This is a genomic window from Nostoc sp. CHAB 5836, assembly GCF_020829445.1.
In the GTDB taxonomy this organism is placed as follows: Bacteria; Cyanobacteriota; Cyanobacteriia; order Cyanobacteriales; family Nostocaceae; genus Nostoc.
The window spans coordinates 1-14952 of the sequence record NZ_JAIVFV010000166.1 but is presented as its reverse complement, the minus strand read 5'-3'; the positions used below and the strand labels follow the sequence as shown (position 1 = coordinate 14952).

Genomic DNA, 14952 nt, shown 5'->3' with positions numbered 1-14952 from the left:
TTCTTAGGCTTTAGGCGTTTAACTCAGTTGGACTCAGTTTGAAAAATAACTGGGGTAATTTATGATGCGTAGATTGTAAGTTCGCGTAAATCAAACGCGAACACTTCTTTTTTGTCCAAAGTCCAATGATACAGAAAGAGCTGCTGATATTGCAGCCGCCGAAATTAAGTTACTTGGCACTAGTTACGCGATTGCAGTTGACAATACCGGAGTTGGTGCGGGAACCTTAGCGAAGCTCAAAACAAATGGCTACCAAAGCTACCCTTGTAAGTTTGGCGACTCCCCCACGCACAAGAAAAAGAAACGTTTAGAGGAGCCAGAGCAGAAATTTACAAATCTCAAAGCAGAATTGTACTGGCAGTTTCGGGAGGTTTTAAGAAAGGGTCAGTTTGCGATCGCACCTCTGGAAAATGAGGAGTATGTATTTCAGGATTTAGCCGCCACACGCTACAGTACCAATAGTAAAGATGAAATCTTCTGTGAGCCAAAAGAGAAAACTAAATCCAGGTTAGGCAGAAGTCCCGACTCGGAAGCGGTAATCATTGCCCTAGCAATTCCATTGGATATGGGAGGTGTGCCACAAGATGCGGCGACGGCGTTACAATCGGGAACTAATGATGAGTTGGAAGAACTACATAAGCTATTTAGGTAAGCTAACCCCGCCCTAAAGTTATGTCGTTTACAAGACCAATTGGTCTTAACAATTTGCAATACTAACAAGTTTCCCATCCACATAAGCAACGCCCCATTCTGAATACTGAGCAATTAGCTGTTTGATTTTATTCCACAACGCCACATCATCCCAACATTCACACAGAAAATCTAACCCCGGATTATCACCTGAATAGCTTGCAAGTCTGAGTTTATTCTCTCGACTTGGACGCAACTCTCTACGCTTGGCAATTGCTTCATCACTCCATTTATCCAAACTCGTAACTAGTTCGACTTGGGGCGCGGAACAAGTGTCTTCATGAGGGGTTTTCGGTTTTACACCACAATCCTGGTTTTTATTTGACGACAAAGCATATTGATTCTCTGAACCATCCACTAGCGTCAGCGTCGTGCAGTCAGTCGCCGTAGGCGATTCTTCTCGTTCTGACGCGCTTTGAGTATCTGGAGGCGACGCGCCCCCCAAGGGCGCGATCGCCGTCTGGTCAACTTGCTCAATTTCGGCAAGCGCGTCAGAACCAACTACCATACCAACAACCTTAGTTGGTTGTTGGTAGGTAGTTAAAGGGTGGTTAGCGACGTTGTTAGGTTTTTGGAACCCTTGCAAATCCTCACTTTTTTGACCATTCTTTTGGAATTGTTCCAAACCAGGCTGGATTTGTTCCACTTTGGGGTGGTTTTGATTTACTTCGGGCTGACTGATTTTCTCTCCGGCGTGGACAGTCTTCTCGTCACAAGAATTAGTTTCCGCAGATGTGGACGATTCCCAGTAAAACCGATTGTAATAACCATGAAGATTGCGAACGCGATACCCAATCAAGCCAGGTCTACCAGAAGGCAATCGGCCAAACACTTCCTCAAACTGAAACAACCCTTGAGCAGTCAGCGCTGTACCTGCCTTTTGAAACGATTTGTATGTCAAGTTGGTGTCGAGTTTATGAGCAGCCCCGCCAAATTGTTCAGCTGCAACCGAGTCTAACCACAACTGCTGAACACAGGGCGGCTGCTGTCTTACCCAGTTCACGTCTTCGATTGAAATCTTGCAGTGCGGCCTGATTGTTTTGTCTTCTGAAGCTGGTTTTAAGGGCTGCTGTTTACCACCATTGATTGATTTTAGTGCTGCACTCATGACTCACCCCCTATAGCCCAAAATCTTTGCAGTGATACTCGTTTAGCTGTTTGTATTAGCTGTTTTTCTTCTTCTGGTACATCGTTAATCAGCCGTTCAATCTCAGCCCGTTCTAATTCCCTGTTTGGAGCAGGTAAAACTTTTACCTTAATCTCACAGCCAGGACGAAAACCACGATGGCGGTACAAATATTTGAAATGTCGTTTGTCTTGCGGTGGTAGCGTTGCCCATACTTCGGTGTCCCACCCCGGCGGGATAAAGTCAGCAGGTAATGGTAATAAGGTCTGAATTTGGGATTGCATCAGTTCAAAATTCTGCTGCAACTCCTGAATCTGTTGCTGCAACCGTGGAATTACTTTTACAGACTGTTTAGCGATCGCTTCACAACTCAGGAAATATTTTCGGATCTGCCTGCCTTGCTCACTCTTAGCCAGCATCCCCATCTCTTTGAAGCACTCCACTGCCAAATAGATTTTTTCGGCGGGTCTACCTGACTTTGAGTTTTTATCATTAATGATAAAAAGTTTATGGGGCAAGGATTCTGGCGATTCTTCTGGAGATTGCACGAAGTAATCAAAGTCTTGCTCAAAGTATCCAATCAGCATTCTCTTAGCATTACCTTTGGTGCTATATCCAAGCACCGGCCAAGCCCAATCAAAATCTATGATGCGGTTGCTGTCATGTAACTGTCTTGCTTGTTCAAGCGTAAATTCTTTATTCATTGCCTTATCTCCTTTTATAGCCAAACAAAATTGACCCCATGCGGGGTAATGTCAAATTCATTACTTGTATGTGGGAAAAATAAGCTCAGTAGTTAGAGCGAAAGCTATGAAATTTTTTGAAAACTTTTTTGATTGGAGAAAATTTACCCAAGGACAATGGTTTGCCCTTAGTGCAGTGGTGTTTGCACTTTTAGTCTTTTGGAGTGATTACGAGCAAAGGCGGCCTTCTAGGCAAGCTCTTCAAAGCTTTGAAGAATTCCAGCGTAACTCTAAAAAATTAGACTGCAAGTTTTTGAGGGAGCGTCAAGACTGGACTGAATACGATAAACAAAAATGCAGTAGTTTGTAATACCATGAACCAAAACAACAAACAGCCTCCCAAAACCGACTTTTTGGCTAGCTTTCTAGGATTTATATTTTTCCTACTGATTTTGAGTTGGGTGTTTACTGGCTGTAATAGCTTTATTCGCTATACGTTTCGAGGTAGCTACAACGATTGCATGTGGCAGTGCGTTGGTGGTGGTGGAAAATTTTGTGAGCATGACTGTAAATAGCTGATTAATTTAAGACAAAAGTAGCGATCGCCACTGTACGAGCATCGGTGACAGGTTAAGATTATTAACCATTTGTCAATAAGCAATAATGCTTAAAATATCGGTAAAATTGGAGCGGAAAACACAATTTTTAGGCAAGCGATGCCTACGGCGGGCTACGCCTACGCTTAATCTTGATACCCCTGATTTATTTTTGCACCACCAGTTCAGTACAAAAGTTAATTTTATACTTTTACTATCTCTAATTCTTAAGCATAATTACTAGTTGACAAAAGTAATCTTGTTTTAACCTCTCACGAATGCTGTACGAGAGTGACGATCGTAATTAAACGTGAATAGCAAGTGCTGATCCCAAATGCTATTCACCGAGTGATAGCCCTTTAGAGAGTGATCGCTTCTTTTCAGTATATACATTAACATAGGCGAATATCAAGACGTTGCATAGAATTTATATAGGCGATTAAAAGCCCTGCTTTTTTACTGAAGCAGGGCTTTGTTTTTTGGGATCTAAATTAAGAACTTGTTGCCGCCAACGCCTAAGAGATTCGTTTTCCTCTCTTAGGCGCTCTATTCCCCCAATGCTGTTTGGAGCCTGGTAAGCATCTCTTTCTCAAAACTGGCTAATCTCTCTTCCAATTTCTCTTCTAGTTTGGGTAGCCACTCTTCTTCGCTACTCTTGGGCTGCTTTCCTAAATATTGTTTCATATAAGTGACGAGCAATTCTGTTGCGCTTGTCCCATCAGCCTTAGCTTTCTGGATGAATTCTTTTTTTATCTCTTCTTCGACGCGAATATTTAGCTGATTGCTATCACGAGCTGCCATCGCAATCCTGACTCCTTCATTTACCTATATGTATATACATTAGCCTATCCTAGCTCCTCTGCCTAGACCATGCTGTTTTGCCTATGCATTGTCTTGACAAATATCTAGCTGTAGCATATACTATTGCATAGACAGCAAAAAGCGATCGCCTCCCTGGAAAGAATGCGATCGCCTTTTGAAACCACCTTTATAAAGGAAGTTCGTCAATAATGACTCATCAATTGTACACAGAAGAACAACTCTTCACCAAGTCACTCCCTGAACTGAAGACCATCTACACCCAAATTGGCGCAGCCGTTGAGGTTGCTGACAAACGTTGCAAGAGCGCCTGGGTAAATGCGATTGTTGCTCATCAGTCCTCCCAGGTTCAGAAAGTTGATGAACAAACAGTCGCCCAAGCTGAACTAGAACAACATATTGAAGAACAGCAAACAAGTATTTCTTCACTCCCAGCGTGGGACAACACCATTCCCAACTGGAACCCGCCTGCTGCTATTTGCCCAGACTGTGGCGGTCACGGGTGCGGTAACTGTAATTATCGCGGCGCTCGTGCAGTGGATTTATGTACTCCACAAGATGACTACCGACTCGTATACATGGGTAAAACAGATAGTCAAACCGCTTACAAGTCCTACAAGGGAACGGTTGCACTGGGAATTTTGTTTAGGGTCAGGAATATTGATGAGGTTTGGGAAAACGATCCCAAAACTTATTACTGGCAGTGTGGCAATGAAATGAAGTATTGGAGTGTGAGAGAAGCTATTGAGGCGCTAGAAAAATTAACTTCACCTAGTGTAAGCGTTGTGAATGCAAGAGAAAAACGGGCTGCAACGATTGAAGTATTGGAACAGCACAATGATGAGTTTGTAGTCCACAACTGTGAAAATGACCATTACTATGTTGTTCGTCCTAACCAAGCTGACGTTAAAGAGCGTTGCGGGTGCGCTGATTGTCATTACAGAAGTGCTAAATGCAAGCATCAGATAGCAGTAGAGAATTTTATCAAGCCAAGTTTGGTGGCACAAGTGAAAGAAAAATCCTGCCCTGTCTGCGCTGGGACTGGAATGCTAGGTGATGAAGACTGGTTGGAACGGTGCTATTACTGCGATAGCGTCAGCGTTAGCGACGAAGGAGCGTCTGGCAAAGGTGTTGAAGAGCCGAAAAAAGTTGTCGCGGCAAGTCTTGATGAGTTGCTAGACAAACCCTTTGACGAACTTAGCCGAGGGGAATGGGAGCAATTGAAGGAGACGAGCGTGCCAACTCAAAGCATAGAACTGGTAGCAGAGTAAGGCTAATGGGTGGCTAAAACCACCCGAAAAATCAATTTACTTATAGGACGAGTAACCATGCTGAAAGTTGGAAATTTGGTAATTAATTTGAATGCGATGCCTGCGGCGGGCTACGCCTACGCCTACGTTAATTTAGAGGCAAAGAAAAGTTATATCGTAGACAGAGAAGATACTCAAGGTGTCAGAATTCACCTCTCAATGTCTGACAGTCAAGGTAATCCAACAACTTTATTTTTTAAGGGTGAACAAGCCGAGTATTTACGGAAATATTTTCTCTCAGTAGCATCTTTGTGTGGGGGTGTGGAAGATGTTTAAGCCAGCAACGAAATCAAACTTAAAAATCAGGCTTGCCTTAAGTGGTTCAGCCGGGAGTGGAAAAACCTACTCATCTTTAGCAATTGCTTCAAACATCAGTCAAAAAATAGCAGTTATCGATACCGAGCGAGGCTCTGCAAGCCGCTACGCTGACCTATTTCAATTTGATGTGTGTGAACTTGATAGTCATCATCCAGCTAAGTACATTGAGGCTATTATTGCAGCTGAGGCAAATGGTTACGAAGTCATTATCATTGACTCGCTTTCTCACGCTTGGTATGCCGAATTAGAGTTAGCTGGCACAAATAGAGGTGGTGGAACCAGTTTTGACGGCTGGAAAAACGTCCGCCCTTTGGAGCGAAAATTACTAGATGCGATTGTAAGTTCCCGATGCCACATTATTGTTACGATGCGGAGCAAGACTGAGTGGGATACCACACAAAGGGATTCTAACGGCAAGATGAAGCCAACGAAAATTGGTACAGCCCCTATTCAAACTTCGGGGATTGAGTACGAATTTGACATCGCCGGCGAACTCTCTGCTGAACACATACTCTATATCAGTAAATCTCGTTGTCCAGAATTGCAAGATACCAGTTGGTTAAAGCCGGGAGTAGAGTTAGCGCAAGCCCTTAAGAATTGGATGAGTACTGCGCCCATTAGGCTTTCATCCGCCCCAATTGTGGCAGCCGTACATCCTCAAGACTTGCGGGTTAAGCAAATACGCACTTTACTTGACTACCCTGTTGATTTGGTTAAAGAGTGGTTGCAGTTTCAGGATGTCAAGACTCCGAGCCAGCTTGAAGTGACCAAGGTTGATGAATTAGTCAAAGTCATGTGTTTGGCTTGGGCCTCTGACAAAATCGACCACCCTAACCATGCTCAAAATAGTTACGCCAAGCACGTTGTTGATGCAGTGGTTAAGGGGGGAGAGGAGGTGGTGACAATTCAGAACTGGATGCAGCATATCCAATCACCACACCAGGCTTCGGTTAAAGCATAGCTTCACCAAGATTTACCAATAACAGGATTTAGAAAATTGAAATTTTTAGCAGCGATCGCAATCGCTTCACTTTTCATGCATTCTTTTACCCTTCCAGCGTTAGCTAGCAACAACGAATGCACAGCAAAAGAATGCCCTCATCGAGGTGGTGGTAGGAGATAAGCATGAACCAATTAACCGAAGTTATTGAAATATATCTTAAAGAGTGCAGAGAAAACTATGTGCGTGACCTCGTAAATCAATTTGTTTCGTCTCTTGAAAGTCAAGGCTTTGAACTGAATGAAATTGTAGACGGCTTAACAAACTACGCCTACATGAACACCGATTCTACAGAGGCGGTTTGCTTCTTGGTAAAATCTTCATTGTCATTAAGGAAAGCGGATGAACACAATTAACCTACCCAATAGTTGGACACCGCCCAAATATCACCTTGGTCAACGGGTAAAACAAGGTGAAATCACAGGATTTAAGCTTCCCCTGGCACACGCAGGGCTTATGAATTAGGCGAAGGCTGGACTTCGCTTGGACGACGGCGCGATCGCTAGTAAATGGGTGCAGGTAAATTACCATCCGCGAGCGCCAATTCGCTGACAAACAAATCGCATAGCATTAGCGGCCGCAGAACCTTCACGAGGCACAACTTCCTCTGTCGTCTTGTCCTGGGTAACTACTTGCCCTACAGAATTATAAAGAGCAAAGCCTGTGCTAAACAATCTTGCTTCCCCGCAGGAAACCTTAAACTTAAGCTCAGTAAGCCCATTTCCATAAGGTTGGTACAATTTATATGTTGTTCCTTTGATGCTTTGTGTATCCAGCATAATCGGTGTTCCCGCGTCGTCAGATCCAGCCTGGATGTATCTTTCCACATTTTGAGCATAAGCTTTACTATTTAAGCTCAAAGCAAAAAGTGTAACGGCAAATAAGACTTGATTAAAGCGTTTGACTTGATTCACACAACTACTTGATAAAAGTAAATTAATATACCTTTTCTATCTCTTTACGGGCTAAAATTGTTGCGGAGAGGATACTGAAATATAAGTAAAGTTTTGATGTAGTCAAAAAGTCGCGTGGTCTGCCTATTTAAAATATGACAAATAAAGCTTGCATCTAGTTTGTTGCTATCCGTGCGGTTAACATGAATCATTCCCTTCTTTTGCGCCAATGGCAGATACCACTACTACCCTGAGATTAAAAGCAGTTGATGATGGCGCGATCGCCACCGTCAATAATGTTTCTACTGCTTTTACTGGGTTAACTATTGGTACAACTGCCTTAGCACTTGGTTTTACTGGGTTAAAAAAAGCTTCAGAATCATCAATTGGGCAATTCATCCTTGGGGCACAGAACGCACAGAAGTTCGGCGGGGCAATTGGCAAACTTGCTGATGTCAACTCCAAAGCACTCAAGTCATTTTCAGCACTTTCTGACATTACCTTTCTTGGTGGTCAAGCGCTAACCCTTGCCAAAGGCGTGCAAGATGCGGCGGCGGTATACGCCAGAATTCCCCAAACTTTTGAATTGTTCCGTAGTAGCGGTGTCAGCACCCAGTCAATTGAAGATTTTTATACCCTTGCTGATGCAGTTAAAGGAAGTGAAGCGTCCCTAGATGCCTTTGCTATATCGGCGGTGCAAAACTTGGGGCGATTTGAACAAGCCGCAGCTCGTGCCGGAACTATTCTCAAGAGTAATACTAATTTTGATGCATTTGGCAACGCTCAACGGGCTAGCCAAAAAGAGCAGTTAGATAACGCTTTTCAGGTTCAGGATATTGTCAATAGTCAACTAAACAATACTGTTTCCTCCACAGGTGCCCTGCTTGGGCAATACGAAGTTCTTTCTTCTGGATTTGCCAAAGCCGCAGATTCGCAGCAGGTACTAGCGGCCGGCTTGAAACTAACAGGTATTGGACGAGCTGGAGGAGTTGCAACAGATCCGGGCGAGACATTGCGACTCTTGGGTAAGACCCTCAACGCATATCAGCTATCAGCGACAGATGCTTCTAAAGCGGCTGCTGTGTTAAATTCAATTGTGGAAAACGGGATCACGACCATCCCAGAATTATCCCAAGGCTTTGGACAAGCCGCTACAACCGCAAGAGCGGCGGGAATTGGCTTCAATGATTTAGCAGCAAGTACGGCGGTACTAACTACTCAAGGTATCAATACGGCTACTGCTTTGACTGGTTTGCAGGGCGTTGCTGGGGCAATTATCCAAAAAACTCCAGATTCTCAAGCAGCATTGGACAAGCTTTCACTCAACGGCAAAAAAATCCGTTTCGACCAAGCCGAAATCCAAGCCAAAGGATTTACCCAAGCCTTAATCGACTTGAATACAGCAGCAGGGGGGAATGCTAAAGTACTTCAAGATATATTTCCTCAAGAAGTAGCATTTCGTACAGTACTGGCACTACTTGCTCAAGACGGGCAGAAGCTAGCGGATACGCTGAGTTCTGTTAGTTCTGCTAGTGCCGGGAGCTTAGATGATGTATTTAAACTAGCGACAGGCGATCGCATTAGCCGCTTTGAGCAAATTGCCAATAAGTTCCAAGAGCTAATTATTAAAATTGCCAGTAGTATTGCGCCGGTATTTGAGTCTGGGATTAACGTACTAGAAAAAATTGCCGGCTTTTTCAGTGGATTACCCGAACCAGTTAAGCAGGCAGTTGGACAGTTTATCGTATTTCAAATCAGCACCCGCGCCACGGCAGGTGCGGTAACGATCCTGTTCCAGACGATGCTTAATTTGGCATCAACTTACTTACAAGTTCGGGCAATTTCACTATTGCTAGGAGGACAATTAGGAAAGGAGTTAGCGGTAGTTCGGGATTTAATCGTTCAACGCAAAGGACTCTTAGCTGTAGCTTTACAGTTATTTGGTATTGACCAGCGCTTCAGGCTTGGAGTAGAAGCGACTACCGAGGCAATTGGAAAACAGAACATTGTCACCAAGGCAGCAACAGCGATCCGCAACAAAGCGGGTGAAGTATTCAATAAAAATGTCGCTGGCTTCACAGGATTAGATGTAGGGGGCGCGGCAGAACAGGGGAAGAAGGCAGTAGCCGAAGTTGCTCAAAGTGCCAAAAATGTGGGCATAGGAATAGCCGAAGCTGTGGGGGCAATTCCTATGCCTCAAATATTAGGGGCTGATGGTAAACCCTTTGCCTCTGGATTGGGCAGGGTAAAGCAAGAGGCAGATGTAGTAGGCAGAGCGATCGCCTCCAGTTTTGAAAATATCAAATCTATAGATGCAGGTGCAGTCGTCGCCACAGCTTACGACAATGTAAAACAGGGGGCGCAAAAAGCGACTAATGCGATCGCTTCTACAACAGTAGCCACCGCCGGAGCAACTACGACGATAGCAGCACACACCGTTGCATTAACTGCCGACGAACTGGCAGAACGGGGATTGGCTCAAACTCGGATATTTGGGCGTAATGTACTGTTTGCAACTGCTGGCCCGTTGGGCGCAATTAACACTCTGTTGGCAACCGAGATTAGCTTAAAAATTGTGAGCGCTGGTGCAACGCGGGGTCTAGCAGCCGCTCAGGGGTTGCTTACAGGTGGTTCTAGTTTATTAGCCAATGTCCTCAAAGGTGGGGTCGTTGGCGGGTTTAACTTGCTCAGAGGTGGGGTAAATCTTGCTGGCAATGCCATTTCTGGGTTGCTCGGCACACTTGGCCCATTGGGCCCGTTGTTGGCAGTTGGAGCAGCAGCGATCGCTATCTTCCGTGAAGATTTATTTGGGCTGAGAAAAGCTTCCAACGAAGCGGCTGCGGGATTGGATGAGCTTTTCAAGTCGCAAGCCGACTTGTCTAAAAAATTTGGTACTGAACAGCGATTACTTCAATTTAAAGCTGAGATTAAACCCGATGCCTCAGCAACACTTGTGGAAACTCGCCTTGAGCAGTTGCGTTTATCTGGCGATTTGACTACAGGGCAATTTAACCAGTTACGTGAAACCCTAGCCAAAGTAGGAGAACAGGGGCAACTTACTGGCGAGGGATTGGAGAAATTCAAATCGCAGTTAGAAGCAATTCGCCAAGGGGCGACGGGCACAGTAGAAAAAGGTGTCGGCGATCAAATTGGAGACTTTTTCAAAAGCATACCGGGGACAGCCGGAAATGCTATTGATTTTGCTGTCAATTCCGCAGTAGCTTTGGCAAGCCCAGGCAACCTTGCAGATCCAGTAGGGGCAGTAGCTAAAGTTAGTCAAAACAGGCAAGCAGACCAATTATTGCAAAACATTAGTAAAATTGGCATTGCTACTGGAGATGTCGGCGAACAATCTTTAGCTACTGCCGAAAAAATTAATCAGTACAATAAAGCGCTGGGATTAACAGTTGAAACTAACCAGAAATTAAAAACAGGCGCAAAATTAACTAGTGAAGATTTAGAGCGGGAAGGGCAATTATTTAATGGGCAAAAAGCCAGAAACGAGAATTTAATTTCTGGAGTTGAGAAAAATATTGCTGACCAGAAGAAAGTATCAGAAAGTATCAAAGACCCAGAATTAAAAGCTACTTTTGACGAGCGAATTAAGCTCTTAGAAACCGAGCGGCAAACACTTGAAAAACGCAATGAAGCATTAAAAACTAGCCGTGAGGAATTTACAAAATACTACACTGAAACCCTCCCCGGATTAAGAAGGGCAATCACCGAATCCTCCAATTCGCAACAAGCCTTGGGGAATGCTCAGTCCAATTTTCAGCAGCAATTTAAACTTGATGCTGAGGGTAAGGCTACACCATTCTTAAAGGATATTACCACCCTTAAAAATGAAGCATCCCAATATCAAGCGCAAGTTTTAGAATCTTACCAAGCTGGACTATTTGAGCAATTGTCTGGCCCCACTCCAGACGGTAAAGCGTTGTTGGCTCCAGCAGGCGAGGCTGAATTTCAAGTAGCAGAACGATTAAGGGCGGTTCGAGATAACAAGATTAAACTCCCCGATGGGACGGAAGGATTTAGATTATCAGTGAGCGATCGCCTCGCGGCAACTCAACAAATCTCGGAGGTTAGACAAGCCTCATCAAAGCAGATTTCAGAAGTTCTCAAATTAGAAGCCGAACAAATTAAGCTACAACAACAACAACGGGTAATTAGCACGGAAGATGCCGAGAAACAAATTGCTCAAATTCAACTCCAAGGTATCGGAGAAACGCTGATTCAAAAAGAAATTGAAATTAAAGAGTATGCCCAATTCCCCATTCGCAAAGCCCAGCTAGAACGTGATGCAGCCGCCATTAGAGTACAGATTGAGCAAGCGGTTACTCTTGAGGAAAACCGCCAACTGGAAAAGCGTAGAGGGTTACGCCAAGAAGCATTCAACGTTGAGATTGAGCAAATCAAAGCGCGTCAATCTGAGCGCCAAATTACTGAAAAAGAAGCGCAAACTCAAATATCCCAAATACAAATCAAAGCTTCCCGCGATCGCCTTGACAATCTACTTGTAGACTTCAATAAGTCTGGCGGTACAAGCATAGAGCTTAGTAACAAAATTGCCATTGCTAGAGCGCAACTAAGACAACAAGAAGCAGCAGAAATCGAGCGGTTAATTAACGTTGAACTTGAACGCCAAAAGCGTCTCATTGCCAACACTACCCAAATTCAAACCTTGGCGCTGCAACGCCAAGGAAGCGGCATTAATACCCAAGTCAAAGATATTGAACAAAGGCAGCAGTTAATCGGCTCTACCGCCCAACTGCAAGGGGTACTCAATCAAGCGACAGAATCAAGCTTACAAAACCAACTTAAACTTACACAAGATTCAGAAAAACGCGCTGCAATTGAAACCAAAATTGCTCAAAATAGAGTACTTAATCTTGAACCCGTACAGCAACAAGAGCGGATATCTTTAGCGGTTCAAACCCAAATAAACAAACTAAACTTAGAGCGTGAAACTATTCAACTTAGAATCCAAAAAATTGAGAATCAACGCCAAATAGCTGAGATAAATTTAGAACTAATTAGGGCGAAAAGAGATAAGCGTAGCCCTGAAGAGATTAAATCAATTGAATTGCAAATCGATGGAGCTAGACAGCAATCAGATTTACTTAGTGAACAGGGCGATCGCTTAGAGCGATCTAAAATTGCTCTTGCCCAAATCGCTGAAAACTCCAAGCAAGAATTACAGATAAAGCAAGGCATAGCGCGGACTGATGCTGAAATTGAATTAACCCTTACTCGCCGTCGCAACTTGCTCTTCAGTCTTGAAAAACAAACCAAAGATATTGAGATTGCCTCCCAGCAAATCAACCTTGCAGGACAAATTCAAATTAATCAAAGTGAGGCACTTGTAAAAAATTACGACCAACAAAAGAGCTTATTGCAAGGCGTTCAAAACGCTATTAAAGGGCGGTTAGATTTCGTTACCGGGGAATTGGGTATTGCGGGGCAATTAGCAACTAAGGATAGCCAAAGGCAGGAGGTAGCGAAGATAACAGCAGCACTCAAACTACAATCATTGGAATCACAATTAAATTTAGAAGGAAAAGTATTAGACCTCAATTTAAAACAACAAGAATCACAACTTAAAATAGAGCAGTCGCGCAACCGTTCGGCAGTTGCTCAAAGTCAAGCTGGGGTAGCACAAGCCCAAGTTAATCTTGCCAAAGCACAAGCTGAAGGTACGCCCCAAGATATCCAGTTAGCTCAAATAGGATTACAAGCGAAAACTGAAGAAGCGATCGCTCTCCAATACGCCGGATTGCAACTCGAACAACAAGGTAAAATCCAATTCCTCTTGGGTAATGTGGAGCGCCAAGGGTTCCGCGATCGCTCTGTATTACAAAGAGATCAAGCTAAGGCTGAATTTATTCAAACCCTACCAAAGGGACAACAAAGGCGATTAGCAAGAGAATTAAGAGAACAATCTTTAGGTAAAGCCCTGGGTGTTGGCAGAGGTGATGTAGCTGTCACTGGACAAGCAGTTGTAAATGATACACTGTCTCGCTTTTTTGGGGAAGGCGCATTAGAACCATTAGAAAGTTTTCGGGCAGCAGGAGTGAGACAAAGATTGAATCAGGGTGTGCCGTCGTTGCAATTGGACTTTCCCGACTTTGAACAATTCCGCCAAAACCAGTTAGCTAGATTTCAAGAGTTTGGCTATAATCTGCCACTTGCTAAAACTTTGCCCCAAGAACTCAGCGCCCAGGCAAATGCCACAATCATGAATGCAGTTGGTCAGCTAACCGAATTGGTAAATCAAAAGCTCTCTACACCCAACTCAGTAACATTGGAAGTGCCAATAACTAATAACTTCTCAACCCAAGATGCAGCAACCAAAACAGCAGCGAATACGACTACACAACAGATTAGACAGCAACTTCATGATTTAGGGGAGTTATTAAAAAGAACATGAGTTTATTGGAAGAGATACAAAGCTATGAATTAACTCATCAATGTCAGTCGCCGTTCGCCAAAACACGGTTACTTGTCCGTGTGCCAATAGCCGTAATTGAACAACTGAATCCCACTCACAAATATCTTGACTTATTTAATAGTACACATTACGATCCAAGCGACACCGATGATTATGTTTACTTACAATTATTTCCCAACTACGACACCGAAAACGATCGCTTAGGTGAAAAAGGATTTCGTAACACTTTTTCACAATCTGTGTTTGCTGTTACCACAACTAGAAGAGGATTTAAGGCAACAATATTAGACCAGCGCAGGTTAATTTTAGATATACTTAGGCGATTAATTGATATTAGTGAAACCAGTGCATATAACAAGTATGTACCGATTAAAGTAATTGACTTTTGTTCTCCAGAGGTGGGGGCAACTTATTCAATTAGATACGGGGCGATCGCTATCGATAACTATCCTTCGATTACGGGCGATGGCTTTTTATCACAATCATGGGAATTCAGTTTTAAAGAAGCGCAATTAAGGATTAACTAATGGGATTTGAGAATGGGAATGATTTGACGGGGACAATTCCAACTCACTTAATTGGTGGGGTAGATACCAGTGGAAAGATAAGGGCGATCGTTCTTACCAATGATGGCTCTCTCAAGACTTCGGGTGAAAGTAGCGTTTCTGGCAATAGTTCCGCCACTTCCAGCAACCAAGAAATGCAAATCATGCGGGAAACGGAGATACGTGATCGCCTTCCTCCTTTAAGTAACGGAAAAATCCCTGTAACTAGCGATGCACTACTTGAAGGGACAGACATTATGGGCGCTGCAATGCCTTCAGGGGGTGCAAGTGGGCGGGGATGGCTATCGGCGATTTGGAAGTTGATTAGCGATCGCTTACCTTCTGCTTTGGTGGGCGATCGCTTGAAAGTTGACTCTGCTCAATCAGGAACTTGGAATGTAAATGTCCTCAGTGCGCCAAGTCCCGCAACTATCTATGGAGCCGGCACACAAAATATTGACACAATATCTATATTAGCCACAGGAGCAACTTATACCGGGGTTTCTCGTAATACTTCTTTCTTG

General features: G+C 43.9%; 13 protein-coding genes. 9 read left to right on the top strand and 4 right to left on the bottom strand.

Translation table 11 applies throughout. From position 1 onward, the window contains the following. The first annotated feature begins 349 nt into the window (after positions 1–349). Positions 350–652, top strand: a complete 303-nt coding sequence (locus LC605_RS25320) for a hypothetical protein (RefSeq protein WP_229550258.1) — start codon at positions 350–352, stop codon at positions 650–652. Between the two features lie 45 nt (positions 653–697). Here the strand turns inward: LC605_RS25320 and LC605_RS25315 are convergent, their stop codons facing one another. Further along, positions 698–1798 carry a hypothetical protein gene (locus LC605_RS25315; protein WP_229550257.1) on the bottom strand — a complete coding sequence of 367 codons (1101 nt, stop codon included), beginning with the start codon at positions 1796–1798 and terminating at the stop codon, positions 698–700. Further along, complete coding sequence (locus tag LC605_RS25310; RefSeq protein ID WP_229550256.1) at positions 1795–2520, bottom strand: hypothetical protein; 726 nt, start codon at positions 2518–2520, stop codon at positions 1795–1797. Before LC605_RS25310 ends, LC605_RS25315 begins: the two co-directional genes overlap by 4 nt. A gap of 106 nt (positions 2521–2626) precedes the next feature. Between LC605_RS25310 and LC605_RS25305 the strand changes: the two genes are divergently transcribed. Further along, positions 2627–2869, top strand: a complete 243-nt coding sequence (locus LC605_RS25305; RefSeq protein WP_229550255.1) for a hypothetical protein — start codon at positions 2627–2629, stop codon at positions 2867–2869. A gap of 772 nt (positions 2870–3641) precedes the next feature. On the opposite strand, the gene LC605_RS25300 is transcribed toward LC605_RS25305, so the two are convergent. Next, positions 3642–3896 (bottom strand): hypothetical protein, encoded by a 255-nt coding sequence (locus tag LC605_RS25300; RefSeq protein ID WP_229550254.1) that lies wholly within the window; start codon positions 3894–3896, stop codon positions 3642–3644. Positions 3897–4105: 209 nt separating this feature from the next. On the opposite strand from LC605_RS25300, the gene LC605_RS25295 reads away from it, so the two are divergent. The 4 genes from LC605_RS25295 to LC605_RS25280 all read left to right on the top strand — a co-directional run bounded on the left by LC605_RS25295 (position 4106) and on the right by LC605_RS25280 (position 6898). Next, entirely contained in the window at positions 4106–5185 is a 1080-nt protein-coding gene (locus tag LC605_RS25295; protein ID WP_229550253.1) for a hypothetical protein, read from the top strand. A 9-nt stretch (positions 5186–5194) separates the two neighbouring features. Further along, positions 5195–5500 (top strand): hypothetical protein, encoded by a 306-nt coding sequence (locus LC605_RS25290; RefSeq protein WP_229550252.1) that lies wholly within the window; start codon positions 5195–5197, stop codon positions 5498–5500. Further along, on the top strand, positions 5493–6503 hold the full coding sequence (locus LC605_RS25285; RefSeq protein ID WP_229550251.1) for an ATP-binding protein: 1011 nt from the start codon (positions 5493–5495) through the stop codon (positions 6501–6503). The genes LC605_RS25290 and LC605_RS25285 overlap by 8 nt, the downstream gene beginning before the upstream one ends. Positions 6504–6667: 164 nt before the next feature. Beyond that, entirely contained in the window at positions 6668–6898 is a 231-nt protein-coding gene (locus LC605_RS25280; RefSeq protein WP_229550250.1) for a hypothetical protein, read from the top strand. Between the two features lie 168 nt (positions 6899–7066). On the opposite strand, the gene LC605_RS25275 is transcribed toward LC605_RS25280, so the two are convergent. Then, positions 7067–7456: a hypothetical protein gene (locus LC605_RS25275; protein ID WP_229550249.1), complete on the bottom strand. Its 390-nt coding sequence runs from the start codon at positions 7454–7456 to the stop codon at positions 7067–7069. Positions 7457–7664: 208 nt separating this feature from the next. Between LC605_RS25275 and LC605_RS25270 the strand changes: the two genes are divergently transcribed. The 3 genes from LC605_RS25270 to LC605_RS25260 form a co-directional block, all read left to right on the top strand. Further along, positions 7665–13862: a phage tail tape measure protein gene (locus LC605_RS25270; protein ID WP_229550248.1), complete on the top strand. Its 6198-nt coding sequence runs from the start codon at positions 7665–7667 to the stop codon at positions 13860–13862. Next, the gene (locus tag LC605_RS25265) at positions 13859–14410 is read left to right on the top strand and encodes a hypothetical protein (RefSeq protein ID WP_229550247.1); all 552 of its coding nucleotides are present in this window, start codon (positions 13859–13861) and stop codon (positions 14408–14410) included. The genes LC605_RS25270 and LC605_RS25265 overlap by 4 nt, the downstream gene beginning before the upstream one ends. Further along, the coding region (locus LC605_RS25260) for a hypothetical protein (RefSeq protein ID WP_229550246.1) at positions 14410–14952 on the top strand (543 nt) is incomplete at its 3' end. The genes LC605_RS25265 and LC605_RS25260, both read left to right, overlap by 1 nt.